Consider the following 23,248-nt stretch of genomic DNA (forward strand, 5'->3'; position numbering starts at 1 on the left):
TAATGATTTACAGGACAAAACGTAAATATAATTATCGAGACATCATGTTATAACTTGCATTATGCATTACGAATAACGTTCCAAATACAATAACGATTGCTACGAAAAGCGAAAATGCATAACTTACCAAATCAACACGTTTTTCTGGAGACACACTGACATGCAAGAAAAATACTGACTGAACAATAATTTGTAATGCTGCCAATACCCCAAGCGTAGTTGCAGTAGCCATCGTTGAAAACATATGTTCCATAACGATATAAAAAGCAATTACCGTAAGGATGATCGATAATACATACCCGACTATATAGGATGCTACAGAGCCGTGTCCTGCCTCTTCTGAGGCTGTAGTGTGATTTTCTGTCATTATGCCATACTCAACAGGTAAACGAAACTAAATACGCAAATCCAAACAATATCCAAGAAATGCCAAAATAAACTCATACAAGCCAATCTTGGCATCATTGTTTTGTTTAGACCCTTTGTTACCAATTGAATCATCAGAACCGTCATCCAAATCAGACCCAAAGTAACATGTAAGCCATGCGTTCCAACAAGTGTAAAGAATGCCGACCAATAAGCGCTAACGGTTGGTGAGGCACCATGTTGAACAAAAGCGATAAACTCTTGAATTTCCAAAACAAGGAACCCTAAACCAAGAATGGCTGAAACCACCATCCATAAAAGTGTTCCATTGTTACTGTTACGACGCGCCTGAATCATCGCGAAACCGAAGGTAAGTGAACTTGTCAACAGCAAGGCAGTTTCAATAGCCACTCGTCCCAGTTCAAACATTTCTTTACTGGTTGGACCACCAGCAAACTGATTTCTTAAAACCGCATAACTGGTAAATAAACACCCAAAGACAATGCAGTCCGACATCAAATACATCCAAAAGCCAAAGAATGAATGATTTTCATGCTCATGTTCGTGTTCATGAACATTTTGTGAAGTATTTGACATCGTTGTACTCATATTCTCAGCCATTATTCAGCCACCTGTGTCATAAGTTTACGAGAATGTTCTTTTTCAATACGTTCAACTTCTGAAGCAGGAATGACATATTCTTTATCATCTTTAAAGCTATAACCAATAGCTAATACAAAATTAAGAATTACGGTAACAATCACAAGCCACCAGATATGCCAAACTGCCGCAAATCCCAGAACCAATGCAAACATTCCATGCCAAAAACCTGCAGACGTGTTTTTAGGCATAAGAATATCCTTATAGGTTTCAGACGTACGACGTGTATCAATTCCATGCTCTTTATTATATGCATAAGCATCACGTGATTGAACAACTGGAATATGAGCAAAGTTATAAACAGGAGCTGGAGAAGAAGTTGACCATTCAAGACTACGACCATCCCATGGATCACCCGTTACATCAATATTTTCAGGTTTTTTCGCGTTAATAATACCAAGGAAAATCTGTAATAATTGGCAAACAACACCACAAAGGATACAAAATACACCAACACAGGCAATCTGTAACCAGAAATGCCAATTGGGATTGTCATAATGATTCAAACGACGAACCATTCCATCAAATCCGGTAATGTATAATGGAACAAATGAAAGGAAAAATCCAAAGAACCAGAAAAAGAATGCGGCCTTACCAAGTTTCTGACTCATCTTGAAACCGGTTACTTTTGGAGCCCAAAAATTCATCCCCGCGACATAACCAAAATAAACACCACCAATAATAGTATTATGGAAGTGAGCAATCAAGAATTCACTATTATGCAAAACGAAGTCACTGGCTGGAATTGCCAGCATAACCCCGGTCATACCACCAATAACGAAAACAATCATAAATCCGATTGTCCAATACATTGGTGCAGTAAATTCGATACGTCCTCTAAACATGGTAAAGAGCCAGTTAAAGACCTTAACTCCTGTTGGGATGGCAATGATCATCGTCATGATACCAAAAAAGGTATTAACATTTGCTCCGGCACCCATTGTAAAGAAGTGGTGAACCCAAACCAGCAAGGACAAGGTCGTAATCGCCAAACTTGCATAAACCATTGTTGCATAACCGAATAATGGTTTTTTGCAAAATACAGGAACAACTTCCGAGAAAACACCAAAGGCAGGAATTACAAGAATGTAAACTTCAGGATGTCCCCATGCCCAGATCAGATTCAAATACAACATTACATTTCCACCACCATCATTGGTAAAGAAATGCATTCCACAATAACGATCCAGTGCCAATTCAGCCACAGCCACTGTCAAGGCAGGGAATGTCGTAAAAATCATGATACAAGATGCAATAACAGTCCATGTGAAAACAGGAATACGCATCCATGTCATTCCTGGGGCACGCATTTTGACAACTGTAGTTATAAAGTTAACAGCAGTCAAAAGCGTTCCAACACCGGAAATCTGAACAGCCCAGATATAATAGTCTACCCCTACGCCAGGACTGAACTGCAATTCAGAAACAGGTGGATAGGCCAACCAACCAGCAGTCGAGAAATCACCAATAAACAAAGAGATGTTAACTAGTATAGCACCAGCAGTCGTTAACCAAAAACTTAATGAGTTGATAAATGGAAAAGCGACGTCACGGGCACCAATCTGCAAAGGAACGATAAGGTTAAATAGACCCTGCATAAATGCCATGGCCATGAAGAAAATCATGATTGTACCATGAGCAGTGAAAATTTGGTCATAATGCGATGGAGGCAGGTAACCAGGACTATTATAAGCCATGGCCTGTTGCAGACGCATCATGATAGCATCCGCAAATCCACGGAATAACATAACAAGTGCAAGCACGATGTACATTATACCGATACGCTTGTGATCAACCGAGAAAAGCCAGTTTCTGAACAATACACCCCATTTACCATAGTATGTGATCGCTCCTAAAACAGCCAATCCAACAATAACTACCCCAATAAATGTCCCTACCAATATAGGTACATGATATGGAATAGCCGAAAGACTTAATTTACCTAACATTTATCTATTCCTCTGCGTGCTTCATTTCACCAGATTGACTTGAGCTCATATGAATCATTTGCCCAGTAGCTTTATCCATAACCATACCATTGTTATATTTTGCTATGATTGTATCGAATAAAACCGGTTCAACATGAGCATAGTATTCAACTGGATTTTTAATACTATCTTCATGCAGTTTAGCATATGTTTCATTGTTCAAGTCTTGAGAAGACGCACGAACTTTTTCAATCCAGTCCTGAAATCCCTTTTCATCTTTAACCAATGTACGGAATCTCATATCTGAATATCCAGCACCACTGTAATTATTGGTTTCCCCCAAATAATCACCTTCTGTAGAAGCCAATAAATGCAATTGAGTTTGCATACCAGCCATTACATAGACTTGTGACCCTAGCTGCGGAATCCAAAAAGAGTTCATTGTCGCATCGGACGTTAATCGGAAGGAAACTGGTGTATTAACAGGTACTACCAATTGATTAACTGTGGCTATACCATATTCAGGATAAATAAATAACCATTTCCAGTTTAACGCAACAACCTGAACATCAATTGGTTTGACTTGTGGATTATCAGCAGGTGCAGCGATTGGTTTATAAGGATCCAATTCATGAGATGAAACAAATGTTTTATATGCAAGAAAAGCAATCAAACACATTGGAATTCCCCACATACATATTTCAATCGGAAGTGAGAAATCCCATTTTGGTGAATATGTTGCACTGGTATTTGATGCACGATAACGTCTTGCAATAATTAAGGTTGCAATAATAACGGGAATAACAACGCAAAGCATTGCCCCTACCGTCATCATAATCAATTCTTTCTCACTTTGTCCTATCGGTCCTTTTGGATCAAATAAAACCAAGTTACATCCACCCAACATAAGAGTAGATGTTAAACCCACTACCGATAATGTAATTTTCGGTAATAATTTTTTCATTCTATGCCTCGTTGATTCTGACATCGCTCAACTCATCAGCGTGTTTATTTTATAAAACTTCTTTTTAATTGAGAAATCATATAAAAAAACAGTTTTATATTATTAAATTTTTACATAAAATTCATTCTTCATAAAAAGACCATAATTTTTTCTAAATTTAGACATATAATCATGATCTTAGTATAATGTTATTTTATATCTAATTGTTTACTATAAATAACATCCCATTACAACTCACTTTATAAGCAAGCACTTATTAAATATCGATTATGGATTATGGCTATAATCAAAAAAAATAGTGCTGAATAAATCAGCACTATTTTCAACATTCATAAAACTGTCATTTTAAGCCTAGTTATCGTTTTGACGAACACCCATGAATTGCAGCATAAACTGAAACAAGTTTATAAAATTCAAATACATACTTAAGGCATCATAAACGCTGGCTTTAAGCACGATATCAGACCCTTCATATTGATAGAGATTTTGATAGGAAAGCTTAATACGTTGAGTATCCGTAGCGGCAAGACCTGTAAAAATGATCACTCCAACTATATTAATGATTAATCCTAGTTGTCCGCTTTTAAAAAAGATATTCGCAACCATGGCTAAAACAAGACCAAACAGGCCCATCCCTAAAAAAGAACCTATTCCTGTCAAATCTTTGTGAGTTGAGTATCCCCACAAAGACATTCCCGCAAACATACCTGCTGTGACCACAAACGTCCTTACGATGGATTCACCTGTATATACATAAAAGATATTTGCCATACTAACGCCCATAACACCACAAAATACCCAGAAAAGTGTTTGGGCAGCTTGCGTTGAAAGGCGATTAACCCCAAAGGACATTACCAATACAAATGCCAATGGTGAAAAAATAGCGATATAACCCAATAATGTTGGTGTGATTCCAATGGTTCTGTACCCCATCACTACCGGATGATAAAATATATTACCTAAAGATGTGTTAACAACCAAATATGAAACTAATGCAGTTAGCAACAACCCTGATGCCATCCAATTATAGATACGAAGCATATAATTTCTAAGACCTGCATCATATGCGACTTTGGCATTGACATTGGTCATATTGTTATAAGAATCAGGACGAAATACCATTTACTTTACTCATTAAAATTTTCATAGACTTATATAATATATTTCATTTACAGCCCAAATATCAAGCATTGAAAAAAAATATGTTATATTCATAATTAATACGCAAAGAGTTGAATTATAAAAACAGAATTGGTCATATGCGCTTATTTATAGGTATTGATTTCCCAAATTATGTAACTCGCCTTTTAAGTCAATTAAGAGGTAGTTTGACCTATGTAAGATGGTATGACCCTAGGACCTACCACCTCACACTAAATTTTATAGGTGAAATTAATGACTATGATCTGTTGAATGATCTTGATTTAACACTTGAAAAAATATCGCCCCCTTCATTCAATTTGACAATTGATAAGGTTAATCTATTTCAAACAGCATCCAATACCCAAATATTATGGGCGGGAATCCAGCCTTCTGAGAGTCTGGTTCATTTACGTAAAAAAGTGAAACAAATCTTAAGACAATTAGAAATTAAAACTCAAAAACAAAAATTTGTTCCCCATATTACACTGGGGAAAGGTTCTTACCTTCCTCAAGAACATATCAAACAATGGTTGAATCATTATAACCTATTAAAAATTCCTGATATTGAAATAACCCACTTCTCATTGTTCAGCTCGTATCCTGGTAAGGAGCAGCCCAATTACATAATTGAGAAAAATTATCCATTATCTTTTCAAACTTAAGATTTTTTGAATTTACCAATCAGATTAATCATAAAACTAGCATACTGGACTTCACAACAAACAAAATGGTCCGTTTTATCCAGTTTCAAACTCGCCAATCCAAAATCATGATAAATGGTCAGGTATTTTTTTCCCGCACCCCAAAAACCAATAGACCGATTTTCTTGTAACGCCAAATCCCTAAGACGCCAAATAGTATTGACAATTTCACGTTCATTACCCACGGGATCTCCTATTCCGACTAAAAAATTATCCTTACGAATAAAAGGTATAGCCGTTCCCTCCTTTGAGCAGATCAAGATACCATTCGGTTTAATATCATCCAGTAATTTATTGTCTGTATCAGACATAACCCGATATAATTCTTTAGTTTCCCCTGACCAGGGCCATGAAACTATTTTTGCTGGAAGCATCAGCTTAAACAATATTAAAATTCCGCTTATTCCCACCACTGCAATAATTATTTTTGTTGCGATTGAAATATTGCCAGAGAAAAAAACCTGAACAACTCCATATTGGGCAATTGATTGCGGGATTAACCAGTTTATTATCAATACAGTGGTTAAAAATAAAATAACCTCTACAATAATTTTGCTGGAAAACGGTGCATCCGTTAAACTGGCTGATCGATAATAACATTTTCTAAACGGAGCAATAAAAAACGCAACCAAAGTCAGTATGGCCGGAATAATGAGATAGGTTCCCATAATCAACGTAATTACTGCTGATGCAATTAAAATACAAAGACTTAATCCCCATGCGAGTGTAATTCTACGGACTAATGACACCGTAAGAGTTAATAGGATAAGACCTAAAAATGATAAAATATAATCGCCTGTAAGTTCAATAAATAATGAAAAAGTTCCTGCATCGTGAAGAATCAATCCTGAATCAAACAAAGGCACAGCCAGATCAATCAAAGCGCAAATAAAAACTGCCGCTGCTGCAATGGCTACAGAAAAAGCCGCATCACTCTCCCGCAGATTTTCATCAATGAATAGAGATGGATTGAATCGTAACAGATTCTTTTTTCTGGGCTTATCAAATATGGATTTGCTTCTAATTAAAATTTCATGCACTGCAAACATACTGCCTGCAATAAACAATGGTATTAAATAATACAAAAACCGGAAAACAAATATAACACACATAATATTGGCCATTGGCATATAATTTTTTAAAGCCAATATCATGCTGCCCTCAAACACCCCTGCACCTCCAGGAACACTTGATATTAACCCGGCAATATAAGAAACGATATAAATCGCCATAAAAGACATAAAATCAAGTGCAGGATAACCGATCATGATTGAATGAGACGGCACGACACAATAAGGGATTGCAGCCGTTATTATAACTTCAGCAGTTGCGACAACAATTTGTGAAATAGCCATGGATGGCCGAGGAAACGATAAAGTATATTTCCAGACTTTTAACGTGTTGCATCGGAATGAAAGAAAAATATAACCAAAGACCCCTAACCACGCGACAATTCCGATAAAAATAAATATCCAGCCTGGCAATGCCTGCCCAATGATTGGTAATGAATTCGATTTAAATATTAATAACGCGCCTACTAGCACCGCAACACCTATAAAATAGGTAATGGAACAAAAGGCGATAACCTGAAGGATTTCTAAAGGCTTAAGCCCCCAACTCCCATATAACCGGAAACGAACCATTGCTCCAGAAACTGCCGATAAACCAATATTATGTGAAAGCACATAGGAACAAAAAGATGCAAAGGCAGTTTTCAAAAAAGACAAGCGGTATCCAATTTGTCTAACAGCCATTTTATCATAAAACGACAGAACAAAAAATGACAATAAGGTGCACGCTCCAGCCATTAACAAGGAAAAAGTGGGAATTTGTTCAAAAGATAGCTTAATCTCTTTCAGGCTGAGATGTTTGAATTCCTTTTGCACAACATAAATTGCAGCCATGAATAACAAAACACCAAGAATACGAGAACAATATTTTAAATGAATCTTCCAACCCGTGTTTTTATAATGTTTCCCATCATTCTGGGTGTTATTGAGTTTTTCGAAATCCGATGGCTGCATGAATCTTCTATGTTATAATTGATAAAGCAAAATCTTTCGATCTTCTTATATTTATCTTTTTACCGCCTTGTTAATCAACTCTATTGTTTCTTTTATTCCATATACGGCGATAAACATTCCGAAACGTGGCCCATCTTTTTGTCCGAGTAACACTTCATAAAGACAACCAAACCAATCCCTTAACGGTTCAAATTCGTATTTTTTACCGATTGCAAACACCAAATTTTGTAAAATATCTGGTTTATGCTCTTCCGCTGGTAATTTCTTCAATTCAACAGATAACTCAATCAAAGCCCTTGCCTCTCGTTCATCCGGTGTACGATAAACTTTATGGGGACGAATGAAATCAGCATAATATGCCAAGGCATTATCTACTAGCTGAGCCAACATGGGGCTATTTTCAGGCGATACAGATTCATCATATCGTTTAAGAAATCCCCATAATATCTCGGCTCTTTCCGCGTTCGCAACACTGGCAAGATTTAATAACATTGCGAAAGAAATCGGACTTCCAGCTTTTTTTGGTAAAACACCTCCATGTATGAACCAGGCAGGATTAGCATATTTCTTTTCTTTTTCAGCGGGTCCGACAGTATCATCTCCCTGCTCTGATTTCTGCCAATTTTCAACATGTTTAAGATATTCATCTGTAGTCTTGGGTATAACATCAAAAAATAATCTTTTCGCCCGTCTAGGTGCATTAAACATATATTGTGCAAGACTTTCAGAGGGACCATATCGCAACCATTCTTCAATCGACAGTCCATTTCCTTTCGATTTTGAGATTTTTTGCCCCTGATCATCAAGAAATAATTCATATGTTAGATTGGCTGGTGGAGTGCCACCAAGAATTTTACAAATCTTGCTTGAAAGTCGAACACTGTCAATCAGATCCTTTCCTGACATTTCATAATCTACCCCTAGGGCATACCAGCGCATTGCCCAATCAGCTTTCCATTGTAATTTTGCATGTCCACCTGTAACAGGGGTTTCAAAAAGCTTGCCATTCCCATCACGCCATTGAATAGTTCCAGATACCGGATCAATTTTTTCCATAGGAACTTGCATAACAATTCCCGTTTCAGGATGGACAGGTAACACAGGGGAATAGGTGGCCCGTCTTTCTTCTCTCAGTGTCGGTGCAATTACAGCAACTATCTTGTCGTGAACTTCCAATATTCTTTTCAAAGCGGAATCGAATTTTCCTGATTGATAATATTCTGTTGAGGAGGCAAATTCATATTCAAATCCAAAATGATCAAGAAAGGAACAAAGTTGGGCATTATTATGTGCACCAAAAGATTCATGTGTTCCAAATGGATCAGGTATACTTGACAAAGGTTTTCCTAAATGTTCTTTTAACATTTCCTGATTAGGTACATTTTCTGGAACTTTACGTAAACCATCCATATCATCTGAAAATGCAAGAATGACAGCTTTTTTCCCTGTCAGGGCCTGATATGCCTGGCTGACCCAAGAAGTACGAGCCACTTCGCCAAATGTTCCGATATGCGGTAAACCAGAAGGGCCATATCCTGTTTCAAGCAAGGCGGGTTTATCCGATTTATCTTTTTTATTCCGAACATGTTCAGCCAATTTTACGGCTTCCTCGAAAGGCCATATTTTGGGTATTGAAGTAAAAGAAGAAAAATCGTTTATTGTCATTATTTTACAGCCACTATAAAAATGCCTGCCCTCTGATTAAATATGGATTTAAAAAACTATTATCTGTTAGATTAACAGGATAAAAATCAATATATTATCATATACGTATGAATTGTTAGAAAATAAATGGTTTTAAAAGATTATTCCGCATTAATTATTCATGATAATCAATTTTCATTATTTAATACGGATGGAGAAATTCTTAATTTACCGTTACAGACATTGATTGCTGAACTTGAACAAACAACTGAATTGCTGATCATACACAAATCTTATACCTACCGTAAACTAAAATCCCCAAAAACCATTCATACTGACCGGTGGCTTGATTTGCTTGAACTTGCCGCATTTGTATTTCCCGTTCAATCCTTTGGCTATACAGTCACAAATTTTGCCAATGCATTAAAAATCCCCATGCCTTTAAATCCTGAAGCTGATTTTTTAATAATTATCTGCGATTATCTTATCCTAAAATTCAAGGAAGAATATAATCATGGCAACAAAGGTCTGATTGCCGCTCGCCTAGCGGCCCTCTATCATGCACAATGGTTATGGGCTCCAATATTATTATCTGCACTTGATATTTCTCTACCGTTACCAGCGCAACAACTGCAAGCTTCCGACGCGCTCAGAATATGGCAACGATTACCAAAATGGCAAGAACTTTCCCCACGTCCCCAACCCAGCCAATTTCCTGTCAAACGCCAGGAAACCTTTAATCGTTTGGCCGAAATTCTGGGACCTGGCGCTGAAGATCGAGCTGGACAAATTGATTTTACAGATGTTGCCCGTTATGCATTTGAACCTTGTGTGGAACAGGGAAAACCCAATATTGTATTAGCCGAGGCAGGAACAGGTACAGGAAAGACCTCTGCCTATATTGCTCCAGCAAGTTTATGGGCTGAACACAATAAAGGAACAGTTTGGATAAATACCTACACGCGCCATTTACAAAGGCAAATCGAACATGAATTCCATCATCTTTATCCAGATCCTGCCACCCGCAAGAAAAAAATCGTTGTCCGAAAAGGTAGAGAGAATTATTTATGTTTATTAAATTTAGATGAATATATTACGCTTCATTTCAATAAAAATGATGGTAACGATAATAGTATCGCCATTATTTTATTATGCAACTGGGCTGAACAAAGCAATGATGGTGATCTTTTTGGAGGTGACCTGCCCAACTGGTTCCATGATCTTTTTGACAACAGAATATTATCTATTCTTGCTGAAAGACGGGGTGAATGCATTCATGCAAGTTGCCCACATTATCAGACTTGTTTTGTTGAACATTCCATTCGCAGAGCCCAAAATGCAGAAATTGTTATTGCAAATCACGCCCTGGTCATTAACCACTTTGCCTGGTCTTTAGATAATGCCTCTCCTGAATGGGAAAGTAATCTACCATCCCGCTTGATTTTTGACGAGGCCCATCATATATCGGATGCAGCCGATTCAGCTTTTTCAACCGCTTTCTCGGCTACTGAAACCAGCGAATTGAGACGATGGCTATTAGGAAATGAAGGAAAAAATACACGTTCAAAAGGATTGAAAAAGCGTATTCATGACGTAATTATTGGCAATAAAGCGCTTGAAAAGGATTTGGAAGAAATTATTGATTCCGCCTTTATTTTACCCCCCTTAAATTGGTCAAGTCATCTTGCATCATTTCATGACAATAAGGATGAAAACCTAACCAATTTATCTGAGCGTTTTTTTTACCTCATATATCAGCAAATACAAGCCCGTTCTTCCCCTAACCAAATTATCAATCAGTCTTACGCAGAAACAAGACAATATGAATGCGATCTCTATCCGCTATTACCGGAATTAGTTGCACTTGTACCAAATTTAATTCAATCCTTTCAAAAATTGCTAAACTGTCTTTTAAAATTTACACGCAATATAGAAACCAAATTAAATAATGAAAAAGACTCTCTGGACAAAATTTCCCTTGAGAGACTTGAGACAACTCACGCAACATTAACCCGAAAAGCGGTTACTCCCTTAACTCTATGGTTGGATCTTTTGACTTCACTGAATAAACCAGAACATTCCAATAACCAATCTAAAACTCATGTTTCATTTCTGAAATCTGAACATAAGAATAAAAATATAACAGACGTAGGTTTATTTCATCATTGGCTTGACCCAACCATTCCATTGATGAAAATGCTGGCACCTTCAATACAAGGTATGCTTTTCACCTCTGCAACCTTACGCGATAAAAGTAACAATGACACAGAAGCAACTTGGCAAGCTGCCGAACAAAGAGTTGGGACAGAACATCTTCCCGTTCAACCTCTTAGAGCTGCATTAAGTTGTCCCTTCAATTATGACAAACAAGCCCGTGTTTTTGTAGTTAATGACGTTAATATTCAATCCATCCATGAAGTGGCCCATGCCTACCTGCATTTATTCAAGGCCTCCAAAGGTGGCGCATTGGGATTGTTTACAGCAATTCATCGGTTACGTGCAATTTATCACCAGATTAATGAACATTTGGAAAAAGATAATATTTCTCTTTTTGCGCAACATATTGATCCATTGAGTAATAATAGTCTGGTTGAATTGTTTAAAAATGATATGCGTTCCAGTCTATTGGGTACTGATGCCATGCGGGATGGAATCAATATTCCAGGTAATTCTTTACACCTTGTTGTATTTGAAAGAATACCCTGGCCTCGCCCTGATATTCTTTATCGAGAAAGAAGAAAGTATTTTTATAAGGACAAACCAAATCTATATGATGAGCAAATTGTTCGCTTGCGCTTAAGACAGGCTTTTGGCAGATTGATACGTACTCAATCAGACAAGGGAATTTTTATTATTTTGGACCGTCGTACACCAACTCGTGTATTGTCCGCTTTCCCAAAAAATGTTCCGATACAAAGACAGAGCCTACAAGAGGTAATCAATCAGACGACCCTTTTTATGAAAAATAAATCATCATAAACAACAAAACCAGCTCTTTATCAAAAGAGCTGGCTTGCTTACGGTAAATAGATAACTCTAATACCAGTAATCGTATGCTTCGATCTTACAAAGGCTTGAGATTAGCTGCAGCAGCTTTACCTCTTTCTGTTACAATATCATAGCTTACACGCTGATTTTCCTTCAAATCACGAAGTCCAGCAGCCTGAACAGCTGTAATATGCACAAAAACGTCCTTGCCACCTTCTTCAGGGACAATAAAACCAAATCCTTTTGTAGGATTAAACCATTTCACGGTTCCAGTATACATTATAACCGCGCATCCTTATCATATATAGAATATCAAGCCTTGAAACATAGACCTGATATAGAGTTAAAATCAAAACGAATAAATCGTTTACCTATTCAGAAAGAAAACTTTCATGGGACTATTTGACACATAAAATAAATAAACTGTCAATATAATTATTATTTATTAAATAAAAAAAACATATATATTGTAAATTTAATATAAAATATAAATAAATTTTTAGTATTTATTAAAATTTTAGAATATTTATTTATTATTTAGAATAAAACACTTAAAAAATATATCGCAACATTTCATTTACAATATTATTCAAGACTATTTAATATGGTTAATTTAATAATTACTACTTCATAATTGTGACCAAATATTCACATATATAAAAAGGTTACTGCCATTATTGACAGTAACCTTTCAGGATAAGATAATTATTTAGTTATTATCCTTTGTGCAATAAGGGAGAAATTAGAAATCCATTCCACCCATACCGCCCATGCCACCCATACCTGCAGGCATTTCAGGAGCTTTTTTCTCTGGACGTTCTGCAACCATCGCTTCAGTTGTAATCAACAGACCGGCTACAGAAGCCGCATCTTGTAAAGCGCTACGAACAACCTTTGTCGGATCAATAATACCGGCTTGAACGAGATCTTTATATTCTCCAACCTGAGCATCAAAACCGAAATTATATGAGTCATTTTCAAGAACTTTACCAGCGATAACCGCACCGTCTTCACCAGCATTTTCAACAATTTGGCGTAATGGGGTTTGCAATGCCTTGCGAACAATATCAACACCAACACGTTGATCATCATTTTCGTGAGTATGATTGGAAAGTCTTAAAGATGCACGTGCCAATGCGGTACCACCACCTGGAACAATACCTTCCTCAACTGCTGCACGAGTTGCATGAAGAGCATCATCCACACGATCACGACGTTCCTTAACTTCCACCTCTGTAGATCCACCAACGCGGATAACAGCAACACCACCTGCTAATTTAGCAAGACGTTCCTGTAATTTCTCACGATCATAATCTGAGGTTGTCTCTTCAATCTGAGCACGAATTTGGTTACAACGTCCCTTGATTTGATCAACGTCACCAGTACCTTCAACGATTGTTGTATTTTCCTTATCGATATGAACTTTTTTAGCGTTACCAAGCATTTTAATTGTAACGTTTTCAAGTTTAATGCCGATATCTTCACTTACAACCTGACCACCGGTTAAAATGGCAATATCTTCAAGCATTGCCTTACGACGATCACCAAAACCAGGCGCTTTCACAGCGGCAATTTTTAAGCCACCACGCAACTTGTTAACAACCAAGGTTGCCAATGCCTCACCATCAACATCTTCAGCAATAATCAACAACGGACGACCGCTTTGAACAACACTTTCCAACAAAGGCAACATTGGCTGTAAAGATGAAAGCTTCTTTTCATGGATCAAGATTAAAGGATTATCAAGATCAGCGGTCATTTTTTCTGCATTTGTAACGAAATATGGAGAAATATAACCACGATCAAATTGCATTCCCTCAACAACGTCGAGTTCTGTTTGCAACCCTTTGGCTTCCTCAACTGTGATAACGCCCTCTTTGCCAACTTTTTCCATGGCTTTGCTGATCATATCACCAATTTCTTTTTCACCATTTGCAGAAATGGTTCCAACCTGAGCAATTTCGGATTGGGTAGAAATTTTCTTTGTTTTTGCCTTCAATTCTTCAACAACGATTGAAACCGCCTTATCAATTCCGCGTTTCAGATCCATAGGATTCATACCGGCAGCAACCGATTTTAACCCCTCACGAACAATCGCTTGAGCTAAAACTGTGGCGGTTGTTGTTCCGTCACCGGCAACATCATTGGTTTTTGAAGCAACCTCGCGAACCATTTGGGCGCCCATATTCTCAAACTTGTCAGCAAGCTCGATTTCTTTTGCAACAGATACACCGTCCTTGGTAATACGGGGTGCACCAAAGCTTTTATCAAGAACAACGTTACGTCCTTTTGGACCCAAGGTTACCTTAACTGCATCTGCCAGAATATCAACACCACGTAACATACGTTGACGTGCATCAGCACCAAATCTTACATCTTTGGCTGCCATAATTTTAATCTCCTACAAGAAATTCTTTAAAAAAAGTCAAAATCAAAAGCTGGTGAAAAATTGCGGATTAACCTACAATTCCCATAATATCGCTTTCTTTCATAATCAAAAGCTCTTCGCCATTTAATTTGACTTCGGTCCCAGACCATTTACCGAATAAAACTTTATCACCTTTTTTAACATCCAGAGGAACAATTTGTCCCTGCTCATTACGAGCTCCCGGACCTACGGCAATGACTTCGCCTTCTTGAGGTTTTTCTTTTGCTGTATCTGGAATGATAATTCCACCGACAGTTTTTTCTTCACTGTTTAGTCGACGAACGACTACACGGTCATGTAATGGACGAAAATTCGTCATTTGGATCGCTCCATAATTTCTATATAATGCCCTTAATCAAAGCAGCATTATGGGTTTTAACTACGCGCGTTTTTGCCGCGTTACTCCAAATATTACAGTGGTATTATTGCCACTTATATTTGGTTTTAAGGTAACCATAATCATGTACAATGTCAACTAAATTTAATTCCTATGCACAGATATAAGTTACTTAAATTTTATCGATTGATTTATTGTGTATAATTACAATATATTTTAAAGAATAATACTTATTAAGTAAGTTGCTTACAAAAGATTTTATCACATAACATAACGTGCTTTCAGACTTAAATCTCTTTTTCCGTAACCTCATATCGTCTTATGAATGCTAAAAATAAAAAAAATCTTCTTTTGAAAATTGGTCAGGAATTTTTTGCAAGCCAAGGTTTTACAAATGTTGGTTTAGCTGAAATTCTCAAACAAGCAAATATTCCCAAAGGCTCATTCTATTATTATTTCAATTCCAAGGAAGATTACGGCGTTCAGGTCATTGATCACTATATTGACAATTATATAATGGCTCTTCAGTCCTTACTTAAGTCTTCTTCACTTTCAGGAAAAGATCGTCTACTTAAATATTGGGAAAAATGGCAATTTTCACAATGCGACAATAATTTTGAGGGACATTGTCTTATCGTTAAATTAAGTTCTGAGGTGACGGATTATTCCGAACCGATGCGTAAGGCATTCTGTAGAGGAACCGACCGGATATTATCCCTTATCGCGCAAATTATTGCCATAGGCCAAAAAGATAATTCCATTCACAATCAGGCTGACAATTTTTTTATAGCTCAACAACTATATCAACAATGGTTGGGGGCAAGTTTAATGGTGAAAATACAAAAACGGTCTACAGCATTTACTATCGCTCTCCATTTCACAAACTTTCTTCTTGACAATAATATTTAATTTTTCATAGATTAATAGACGACCGGTCTACTATTTTTTTGAAAATATAATTATTAGTGAGGTTTACCACTATGCCTATTCTATTTGATCCCATTCAATTAGGCGCAATAAAAGCTTCCAACCGTATCATCATGGCTCCTATGTCACGTTCAAGAGCGACAAAAGATCACATCCCCACCCCTATGATGATTGAATATTATCGTCAAAGGGCAACAGCTGGTTTGATCATTTCCGAGGGTACAGGAATTTCACAAGAGGGAATGGGATTTCCCTACGCTCCTGGCATATGGAATAAGGAACAGGTTGAGGCTTGGAAACCCATAACCCGGGCTGTTCATGATGAAGGCGGTAAAATTATTTGCCAATTGTGGCATATGGGACGCACAGTACATTCTTCATTTTATCCATCTCCCATTTCTGCATCAGCAACCACAGCGCCAGGTCATGCACATACTTATGATGGGAAGAAACCCTATGTTCAGGCAAGGGCTTTACCTGTTGATGAAATTCCAAGATTACTCAATGATTATGCCAAAGCGGCACAAAATGCGATGAACTCTGGTTTTGATGGTGTCCAGATTCATGCCGCAAATGGCTACCTGATTGATGAATTTTTACGTGACAGCAGTAATTTCCGTCAAGATGAATATGGCGGTTCAATTGAAAATCGCCTACGTCTACTAATCGAGATTACGCAAAGGGTTTGCCATGAGGTGGGTTCAGATCGAACATCTGTGCGTCTTTCTCCAAATGAACGTGTACAGGGTGTATTTGACAGCAATGCCAAAAGTCTTTTTATCGCTGCCAGCCAAGCGTTGAGTAGAGAAAAAATTAATTTCCTGGAAGTCAGGGAACCACAAATCGGCAATAAAGATAATTATGTGGAGAAAGATTTGACAGAAGCTGACTATCATCCACCGATTTTTCCTTCTATGCGGGAAAATTTCAAGGGTAATTTCGTTATTAATGGAACGTATAATGGTCAACTGGCCCAAAAAATTGTTAAAGCGGGACAAGCCGATGCAGTTTCTTTTGGCCGTCCTTTTATTTCCAATCCGGATTTGGTCGAAAAAATTAAAACGGGTAAACCTTTTGTCCCACATGATTCGTCCATTTGGTATACTCAGGATGAAAAAGGCTATATTGACTTCAAGTAAAATAATGAACGAATAGCCTTCCCGTATCTTTAATGATAATATCATTATGTTCATTTGCTTACGTCAATAGATAAAACTGACTTAACAAGATAATAATATTGGAAAAATTAAATGGTTACTTTATTTGACTCTATTCAATTGGGCGCAATAAAAGCATCTAACCGTATCATCATGGCACCCTTAACCCGGGGACGGGCCACAAAGGATCATATTCCAACTTCTTTAATGATAGAATATTATCGCCAAAGAGTTTCTGCAGGTCTGATCATTTCAGAAGGAACAGGAATTTCACAAGAGGGATTGGGATGGGCATATGCTCCAGGCATATGGAATAAACAGCAAGTTGAGGCATGGAAACCTATAACCCAGGCTGTTCATGATGAGGGGGGTCATATTATTTGTCAGTTATGGCATATGGGTCGAACCGTACATCCATCATTTTACCCTTCTCCTATTTCCGCATCAGCAACCACAGCTCCAAGATATGCACACACATATGAAGGAAAAAAGCCGTATGAAAAAGCGCGTGCATTACCCAAAGAAGAAATTCCCCGATTAATCAATGATTATATAAAAGCTGCAAATCATGCCATGGAAGCGGGATTTGACGGTGTACAAATACATGCCGCCAATGGATATTTGATTGATGAATTTTTAAGAGACAATTGCAATTTTAGAACGGATGAGTACGGCGGAAGTATTGAAAATAGAATCAGGCTACTAATTGAAATAACACATAATGTCTGCAAAACAGTGGGATCAGACAGAACATCAGTTAGACTTTCACCAAATGAGGAAATTCAAGGCGTTCATGACAGTAATCCCGAACCATTATTTATTGCCGCCTCAAAGGCTTTAAGTAAAGAAAATATTAATTTTTTGGAAGTGAGGGAACCACAACCAGGTGAAGACAATTTCGTCATGTCAACCCTTACAGATCAGGATTTCTATCCCCCTATCGCTCCCGCAATGAGGAAAAATTTTAAGGGAAATTTTGTTATTAATGGTTCCTATAATGGGCACTCTGCTCAAAAAATTATCAAGAACAATGAGGCGGATGCCGTTTCATTCGGCCGACCATTTATTTCCAATCCCGACCTTGTTCACAAAATTAAAAATGATATCCTCCTAAAACCATCTGATAGCAAAACCTGGTTCAGTCAGGGAAAAGAAGGTTATACGGATTATCCCGTTGCAAAATAATCCAAGCTCTACTCTGGTTTATAAAAATTGATCAGAGTAGATTCAAAAATGAAATTATAAAACCCGACCAGCAATCGTTTTTAAACGTTCAACCAAAACAGGATCACGTTTTTCCGGTGCCGTTATCAATGCATAATCCAGGGCATGTTTACATTGACATTCACTGTTTCCCTGAGGTCTTTTCCCTAAAGCTGGAATAAATTTCTCAACCAAAGAGCTAGCATGTCTGGCATTTTGCTTCAGTATTCCGACAACAGCTTCAACGCTAACCGCATCATGTTCCTCATGCCAACAATCATAATCGGTAACCATAGCAATTGTCGCATAACAGATTTCTGCCTCTCGCGCCAAAGCTGCCTCTGGCATATTGGTCATACCAATAACCGATGCACCCCATGAACGATAAAGCTGACTTTCCGCCCGTGTTGAAAACTGGGGGCCTTCCATAACAAGATAGGTTCCCCCCTTGACAACTTTGATTTCTAATTGTTTTGCCTGTTCATACAGCATCTGACTCAATTTAGGACAAAATGGATCAGCCAGAGATACATGGGCAACCAATCCCTTTTCAAAAAAACTTTTGGTTCGTAAACGTGAACGGTCAATTAATTGATCCACAACAACAAATGTACCTGGGGACAATTCCTCTTTCAGGGAACCGACAGCAGAAACAGAAACAAGATCCGTAACACCTAGTTTTTTCATCGCTGCAATATTCGCCCGATAATTCACATCTGTTGGGGAATATACATGGCCCCGACCATGTCTCGGTAAGAATACACAGGAAACACCATCAAGTGTGCCTTTTAATAACTGATCGGATGGCTTGCCCCAGGGCGTATCAACTTCCACCCACTGTTGATCACTCAAACCTGAAATATTATATAATCCCGAACCACCGATAACCCCAATGACTGGCTTATCATGAGTATGACTATTTATTGACATTTGACCACACTTTACGATTAATAAGAAATACAAGAATAACGATAAAAATCATATAAAGGAAAAACATTATTCCCATACGATGACGTTCTGTCAAATGGGGATGTGCAGCCCAATTCAGAAAAATGACAACATCTTTTGCTTGTTGTTCAACAGTTGCTGGCGTGCCATCTTCATAATGAATATCTCCATCAGTCAAAGGAGGTTTCATCCCTATCTGGTGATGCGGTGCATAAAGATTATAATATGAGGCTTTATTGTCAAAATGAAAACCTGATGGTGCAGTTTTATAACCCAATAATAGAGCCATCACATAATTGGCCCCGTTTTTTCTGATCATCATGTAACGTGAAAAATCCGGCGGTATTTTACCGTTATTGGCTGTTTTTGCAATATTATCATTAAAGTACGGTTTTTTTAAATAATCAGTTACATTGGCTGGACGGTAATAATCCTGCCCTTGATTATCCTTGCCATCCATGACCTGCTCCCTATGGGCAATTTTATCAATATGCTCAAGAGTCAATCCCATTTGCTGCAAATCAGCATAACGCATCACATTGATGGAGTGACATGAGGCACATTTTTGTCTATAAACCTGATAACCCCTTTGCACACTCGCATTGTCAAAATATCCTAATGAACCGTTAAAGCTCCACTCATAATGTGGTAAAGTAATTTCATGATTTTTAATTAATTGATTTTTATCCGTTGCCCAGATTGTCATTATTGCCGTTATAAAAATCAGGATATTTAAGAAAAAACCTAGAACAATCTTCTTAACCATGCCCATAAATCGCGTCCTATTTATTATCACATAATGAAGAATCATGTAATTTACATCCAATTTCAAAACGGGCCGATAAAGGTAAAATCACTAAAAAATGGCAATAATAATACAATAATGAAAGGCGTCCCAACCATATAAGTGAGTTAAATGTATGAAATTTTCCTACAATACCCAACATTACGAAAGCAATAACCAAAATAATCAATGATATACGGTAAATAGGTCTGTATCGTGCCGATTTAACAGGTGATGAGTCCAGCCACGGAACCAAGAATAGAAGAAAAATCGTTCCTGCTGATAAAGCCATTCCCCCAAATTTATATGGTATTATTTGTAAAATTCCGTAAAAAGGTAGGAAATACCATTCTGGAGCAATGGACGCTGGGGTTTCCAATGGATTGGCTGGAATATAATTTTCACTATTTGTCAACAACCCTGGTTCAAAAAAAATCAAAATAACCATTATTAATCCGGAAACGCCTAGAACCAGCCCATCTTTTGTCACAAAATAAGGAAAGAAAGGAAGAACATTCTTTTTTGATGTAATATCGATTCCTTCAGGATTATTGGATTTTACATGATGCATGCAAATGATATGAAGAAAAACGATAAAACAGATTACAAACGCCATAACAAAATGAATTGTATAGTAACGATGTAATGTCAGTGCGTTTGGTATTTCCCCACCCATCAACCAACCGGACAAATTTTGTCCTATGATTGGAATGGATGAAATCGCTTGAATAACTACATTAGCAGCCCAGTAAGACATTTGCCCCCATGGCAATATATATCCAGCAAAAGCCGTTATCATTACAGAAACTGTCAAAATCATCCCCGAACACCAGACCAGCTCTCTTGGTGATTTATAAGAACCGTAATATAATCCCCTAAACAAATGCAAATATAGAAAAGCCAGAAACAAATTTGATCCTGCCATATGAATGGATCTAATTAACCAGCCGCTTGGCACCCTTCTTTCAATCATCTCTATTGATAGAAAAGCATGATAAGGCATAGCTGTATAATATAAAGTTAAAAAAATCCCCGTCAGTAACATCAAGAATAAAATAACAGTTAAGACAGCACCAAATGTCCACCAAATATTCAAATTTTTAGGCATTGGAAACTGAATGTATTCTTTCTGAATCACCGAAAAAAAGGGAAAACGTTTATCCAGCCATAATTTAAAAGACTGTTTGTTCCTAACAGTTTTTTTTCTTTGCCCATTCTGGGATAAATTCAGATCACCCATGCCATTAACTTACTCAATAAAAAGCATACAAATTCTAAAAAATTATAAATAGTATAATAAATAACAATTTCGCCTTTATATTGCTACAATTCCATGTAAAATAAAACCAGTCATGTTTTTTATTAATGATTTACTTGTTTTTTCCTCTTAAAAAAATAATTTTCTATAAAGCAATCCTTCATGTCTTTATCGATATCCAGACGACATCTACTTAAATTTTTATCACTGACAGGTATGACAACAGCCCTACCCTCGTTGCCTATTAAGGCTAATGAAGTTTTATCAACGGTTGACCCTACTAAAGATGGTAAAGATGACTATTCACTTATAGTGGGTGGTACAAAAGAAAGTCGAATAGGTCAATTTTCCAGCACACTAGTAGATTTATTTAAACAGAATATCGAGAGTAACCCTTTGTTATCTCTGCAATTCACAACTGGTTATGATAGTGTAACAGCATCAAATTTATTCGATACAAGATTAACCCAAGACGGCTCGATCGCATTGATAACTTCTGGATCTGCCATTATCGCAGCCTTGGCCGCTGATCCGCGTGTTCATTTTGATTATCAACATTGGATACCTGTATTTTCAACTATCACTCCAATTATTGTCATATCGAGACAACCTTTTCATAACTCTATTCCTGATCTTTTAAAGAATAGAACAATGAAAGTTGGAGTCTCCACCCTTATTGGAAAAGAACTTCCAACATTATTGGGAATTGAACTTTTACAAATCAGTACTAAACCCGTAATCGGAATTACAACGTTATCAACTGGAATTGAAGCGTTACGTAACCGAACAATAGATATATTACAGATAGATTCCCCTGAGGGGTTTGCAGAACTGCCGAAATTGTTGGCCGAGGGATTTCATATCTTTTTTTCATTTGATCAGGAATCCTCGTATAGCCCTTCTTTTTCCAGTCTCTACACGAAATTGCCCCATTATCGCACAGGCAACACATTATTTGAAATATGGCAAACCCTTGCCCTTGCAGCCAGAATTAATTTTGCCGTTTTCTTGCCCATGCTGACCCCTTCAGCGCTTGTTACAAAATGGCGTTTGAATTTCGAAAAAATCACTGATAATCCTTATTTTCAATCAATTGTACATGCCAACAATATTGTCACTCAAAATAGTTTAAAAACAATTGATAATTTTTCAAAATTGATTCCCTCTGCTACAGCAACTTTGGCATTGAGACGCTGGTTATCATTGAAAATTTCCCAATGGGAAAATTGAAAAAAATTCTAACGCCTTTTTTTCAGTAGAATTCTAACCGCTCCATTATTCGTAGCGGACACATAGGAAGTTGCAAGTATCATTGAATGTATATAAGGACGATTTAACCAATGAGGTAATTCTCTTTTGAGTATACCACCACCTTGGGATAGATTTCCAACACCTGTTATAATTTCGATACATCTTATTTGTTGTCTATAGGCATTTAAAATAAAATTTTCCAAGGATAAAAATGCATGATGTGCTGTAAAACCGTGTAAATCTAATCTCCATTGGGATTTTAACTCGCCATTCTGAAACTTCTTCCAGGTATTTTTATCCAGTCCGGGTTGTTTCTGTCCAATTGCCATGAAAAATTCATTTTTATTATCTAATTGATTCTTATGAGCTTTAAAAAGTTTATAATGCTGTATGAACAAGGAATTTTCATTCAGCACTATTTTCTTAATATTGTTCGTCTGTTTGAAATTATTTTTATTCGTTTGTTTTTGAGACATGAAAAATGAATCAAGATCATTTTTTATATATATTAATTTATCCCGTTTTGCAGATTTTTTA

20 protein-coding genes are annotated in these 23,248 nt (G+C 37.1%); 6 read left to right on the top strand and 14 right to left on the bottom strand.

The genetic code is table 11. The features are described from left to right. Positions 1-31: 31 nt before the first annotated feature. The 5 genes from cyoD to H3T44_RS01245 form a co-directional block, all read right to left on the bottom strand. A complete protein-coding gene (gene cyoD, locus H3T44_RS01225; RefSeq protein WP_110438187.1) occupies positions 32-367 on the bottom strand; it encodes a cytochrome o ubiquinol oxidase subunit IV in 336 nt (111 codons plus the stop codon). Further along, positions 367-987 (bottom strand): cytochrome o ubiquinol oxidase subunit III, encoded by a 621-nt coding sequence (cyoC, locus tag H3T44_RS01230; RefSeq protein ID WP_198195647.1) that lies wholly within the window; start codon positions 985-987, stop codon positions 367-369. Before cyoC ends, cyoD begins: the two co-directional genes overlap by 1 nt. Further along, positions 987-2,975, bottom strand: coding sequence for a cytochrome o ubiquinol oxidase subunit I (gene cyoB, locus H3T44_RS01235; protein ID WP_110438188.1), 1,989 nt, complete (start codon positions 2,973-2,975; stop codon positions 987-989). The genes cyoC and cyoB overlap by 1 nt, the downstream gene beginning before the upstream one ends. Before the next feature lie 4 nt (positions 2,976-2,979). Continuing rightward, a complete protein-coding gene (cyoA, locus tag H3T44_RS01240; protein ID WP_370552698.1) occupies positions 2,980-3,942 on the bottom strand; it encodes a ubiquinol oxidase subunit II in 963 nt (320 codons plus the stop codon). A 327-nt stretch (positions 3,943-4,269) separates the two neighbouring features. Next, positions 4,270-5,040: a Bax inhibitor-1/YccA family protein gene (locus H3T44_RS01245; protein WP_110438190.1), complete on the bottom strand. Its 771-nt coding sequence runs from the start codon at positions 5,038-5,040 to the stop codon at positions 4,270-4,272. A 137-nt stretch (positions 5,041-5,177) separates the two neighbouring features. Here H3T44_RS01245 and thpR point away from each other — a divergent pair, with 137 nt between their 5' ends. Further along, complete coding sequence (gene thpR, locus H3T44_RS01250; RefSeq protein ID WP_198195649.1) at positions 5,178-5,723, top strand: RNA 2',3'-cyclic phosphodiesterase; 546 nt, start codon at positions 5,178-5,180, stop codon at positions 5,721-5,723. Here the strand turns inward: thpR and H3T44_RS01255 are convergent. Both H3T44_RS01255 and H3T44_RS01260 read right to left on the bottom strand, forming a co-directional pair. Then, positions 5,720-7,786, bottom strand: a complete 2,067-nt coding sequence (locus tag H3T44_RS01255) for a lysylphosphatidylglycerol synthase domain-containing protein (RefSeq protein ID WP_198195651.1) — start codon at positions 7,784-7,786, stop codon at positions 5,720-5,722. The two genes, thpR and H3T44_RS01255, sit on opposite strands and share 4 nt — an antisense overlap. A 51-nt stretch (positions 7,787-7,837) precedes the next feature. Beyond that, positions 7,838-9,451, bottom strand: a complete 1,614-nt coding sequence (locus tag H3T44_RS01260; RefSeq protein ID WP_198195653.1) for a lysine--tRNA ligase — start codon at positions 9,449-9,451, stop codon at positions 7,838-7,840. Between the two features lie 126 nt (positions 9,452-9,577). Here H3T44_RS01260 and H3T44_RS01265 point away from each other — a divergent pair, with 126 nt between their 5' ends. Further along, complete coding sequence (locus tag H3T44_RS01265; protein ID WP_198195655.1) at positions 9,578-12,409, top strand: ATP-dependent DNA helicase; 2,832 nt, start codon at positions 9,578-9,580, stop codon at positions 12,407-12,409. A gap of 85 nt (positions 12,410-12,494) precedes the next feature. Here the strand turns inward: H3T44_RS01265 and H3T44_RS01270 are convergent, their stop codons facing one another. From H3T44_RS01270 to groES, 3 genes are all read right to left on the bottom strand, one after another. Next, positions 12,495-12,698, bottom strand: coding sequence for a cold-shock protein (locus H3T44_RS01270; protein ID WP_110438195.1), 204 nt, complete (start codon positions 12,696-12,698; stop codon positions 12,495-12,497). 462 nt (positions 12,699-13,160) lie between these two features. Beyond that, positions 13,161-14,807 (bottom strand): chaperonin GroEL, encoded by a 1,647-nt coding sequence (gene groL, locus H3T44_RS01275; RefSeq protein ID WP_110438196.1) that lies wholly within the window; start codon positions 14,805-14,807, stop codon positions 13,161-13,163. Between the two features lie 67 nt (positions 14,808-14,874). Then, positions 14,875-15,165: a co-chaperone GroES gene (groES, locus tag H3T44_RS01280; RefSeq protein ID WP_110438197.1), complete on the bottom strand. Its 291-nt coding sequence runs from the start codon at positions 15,163-15,165 to the stop codon at positions 14,875-14,877. Positions 15,166-15,504: 339 nt separating this feature from the next. Here groES and H3T44_RS01285 point away from each other — a divergent pair, with 339 nt between their 5' ends. From H3T44_RS01285 to H3T44_RS01295, 3 genes are all read left to right on the top strand, one after another. Then, positions 15,505-16,092: a TetR/AcrR family transcriptional regulator gene (locus tag H3T44_RS01285; protein WP_122123737.1), complete on the top strand. Its 588-nt coding sequence runs from the start codon at positions 15,505-15,507 to the stop codon at positions 16,090-16,092. A 71-nt stretch (positions 16,093-16,163) separates the two neighbouring features. Next, positions 16,164-17,249, top strand: a complete 1,086-nt coding sequence (locus tag H3T44_RS01290; RefSeq protein WP_155565614.1) for an alkene reductase — start codon at positions 16,164-16,166, stop codon at positions 17,247-17,249. 111 nt (positions 17,250-17,360) lie between these two features. After that, positions 17,361-18,452, top strand: a complete 1,092-nt coding sequence (locus tag H3T44_RS01295; RefSeq protein WP_198195657.1) for an alkene reductase — start codon at positions 17,361-17,363, stop codon at positions 18,450-18,452. 54 nt (positions 18,453-18,506) lie between these two features. Here H3T44_RS01295 and H3T44_RS01300 read toward each other — a convergent pair whose 3' ends face one another. From H3T44_RS01300 to H3T44_RS01310, 3 genes are read right to left on the bottom strand one after another with little or no spacing between them, the layout of a single operon-like run. Further along, positions 18,507-19,400 (bottom strand): S-methyl-5'-thioadenosine phosphorylase, encoded by an 894-nt coding sequence (locus tag H3T44_RS01300; protein ID WP_198195659.1) that lies wholly within the window; start codon positions 19,398-19,400, stop codon positions 18,507-18,509. Then, a complete protein-coding gene (locus H3T44_RS01305) occupies positions 19,387-20,184 on the bottom strand; it encodes a cytochrome c1 (RefSeq protein ID WP_198195661.1) in 798 nt (265 codons plus the stop codon). The genes H3T44_RS01300 and H3T44_RS01305 overlap by 14 nt, the downstream gene beginning before the upstream one ends. A 16-nt stretch (positions 20,185-20,200) precedes the next feature. Then, positions 20,201-21,442 (bottom strand): cytochrome b N-terminal domain-containing protein, encoded by a 1,242-nt coding sequence (locus tag H3T44_RS01310; protein WP_198195663.1) that lies wholly within the window; start codon positions 21,440-21,442, stop codon positions 20,201-20,203. Positions 21,443-21,622: 180 nt separating this feature from the next. On the opposite strand from H3T44_RS01310, the gene H3T44_RS01315 reads away from it, so the two are divergent. Continuing rightward, a complete protein-coding gene (locus tag H3T44_RS01315; RefSeq protein WP_198195665.1) occupies positions 21,623-22,690 on the top strand; it encodes a hypothetical protein in 1,068 nt (355 codons plus the stop codon). Positions 22,691-22,698: 8 nt separating this feature from the next. Here H3T44_RS01315 and H3T44_RS01320 read toward each other — a convergent pair whose 3' ends face one another. Further along, positions 22,699-23,187, bottom strand: a complete 489-nt coding sequence (locus H3T44_RS01320; RefSeq protein WP_198195667.1) for a Smr/MutS family protein — start codon at positions 23,185-23,187, stop codon at positions 22,699-22,701. Positions 23,188-23,248: the final 61 nt, after the last annotated feature.

The organism is Commensalibacter sp. M0355, from assembly GCF_016101365.1.
In the GTDB taxonomy this organism is placed as follows: domain Bacteria; phylum Pseudomonadota; class Alphaproteobacteria; order Acetobacterales; family Acetobacteraceae; genus Commensalibacter; species Commensalibacter melissae.

Excerpts from the sequence above, each read along its gene's own strand:
- cyoD (WP_110438187.1), bottom strand. The coding sequence starts at position 367 with ATGACAGAAAATCACACTACAGCCTCAGAAGAGGCAGGACACGGCTCT.
- cyoC (WP_198195647.1), bottom strand. The coding sequence starts at position 987 with ATGGCTGAGAATATGAGTACAACGATGTCAAATACTTCACAAAATGTT.
- cyoB (WP_110438188.1), bottom strand. The coding sequence starts at position 2,975 with ATGTTAGGTAAATTAAGTCTTTCGGCTATTCCATATCATGTACCTATA.
- cyoA (WP_370552698.1), bottom strand. The coding sequence starts at position 3,942 with ATGTCAGAATCAACGAGGCATAGAATGAAAAAATTATTACCGAAAATT.
- H3T44_RS01245 (WP_110438190.1), bottom strand. The coding sequence starts at position 5,040 with ATGGTATTTCGTCCTGATTCTTATAACAATATGACCAATGTCAATGCC.
- thpR (WP_198195649.1), top strand. The coding sequence starts at position 5,178 with ATGCGCTTATTTATAGGTATTGATTTCCCAAATTATGTAACTCGCCTT.
- H3T44_RS01255 (WP_198195651.1), bottom strand. The coding sequence starts at position 7,786 with ATGCAGCCATCGGATTTCGAAAAACTCAATAACACCCAGAATGATGGG.
- H3T44_RS01260 (WP_198195653.1), bottom strand. The coding sequence starts at position 9,451 with ATGACAATAAACGATTTTTCTTCTTTTACTTCAATACCCAAAATATGG.
- H3T44_RS01265 (WP_198195655.1), top strand. The coding sequence starts at position 9,578 with ATGGTTTTAAAAGATTATTCCGCATTAATTATTCATGATAATCAATTT.
- H3T44_RS01270 (WP_110438195.1), bottom strand. The coding sequence starts at position 12,698 with ATGTATACTGGAACCGTGAAATGGTTTAATCCTACAAAAGGATTTGGT.
- groL (WP_110438196.1), bottom strand. The coding sequence starts at position 14,807 with ATGGCAGCCAAAGATGTAAGATTTGGTGCTGATGCACGTCAACGTATG.
- groES (WP_110438197.1), bottom strand. The coding sequence starts at position 15,165 with ATGACGAATTTTCGTCCATTACATGACCGTGTAGTCGTTCGTCGACTA.
- H3T44_RS01285 (WP_122123737.1), top strand. The coding sequence starts at position 15,505 with ATGAATGCTAAAAATAAAAAAAATCTTCTTTTGAAAATTGGTCAGGAA.
- H3T44_RS01290 (WP_155565614.1), top strand. The coding sequence starts at position 16,164 with ATGCCTATTCTATTTGATCCCATTCAATTAGGCGCAATAAAAGCTTCC.
- H3T44_RS01295 (WP_198195657.1), top strand. The coding sequence starts at position 17,361 with ATGGTTACTTTATTTGACTCTATTCAATTGGGCGCAATAAAAGCATCT.
- H3T44_RS01300 (WP_198195659.1), bottom strand. The coding sequence starts at position 19,400 with ATGTCAATAAATAGTCATACTCATGATAAGCCAGTCATTGGGGTTATC.
- H3T44_RS01305 (WP_198195661.1), bottom strand. The coding sequence starts at position 20,184 with ATGGTTAAGAAGATTGTTCTAGGTTTTTTCTTAAATATCCTGATTTTT.
- H3T44_RS01310 (WP_198195663.1), bottom strand. The coding sequence starts at position 21,442 with ATGGGTGATCTGAATTTATCCCAGAATGGGCAAAGAAAAAAAACTGTT.
- H3T44_RS01315 (WP_198195665.1), top strand. The coding sequence starts at position 21,623 with ATGTCTTTATCGATATCCAGACGACATCTACTTAAATTTTTATCACTG.
- H3T44_RS01320 (WP_198195667.1), bottom strand. The coding sequence starts at position 23,187 with ATGTCTCAAAAACAAACGAATAAAAATAATTTCAAACAGACGAACAAT.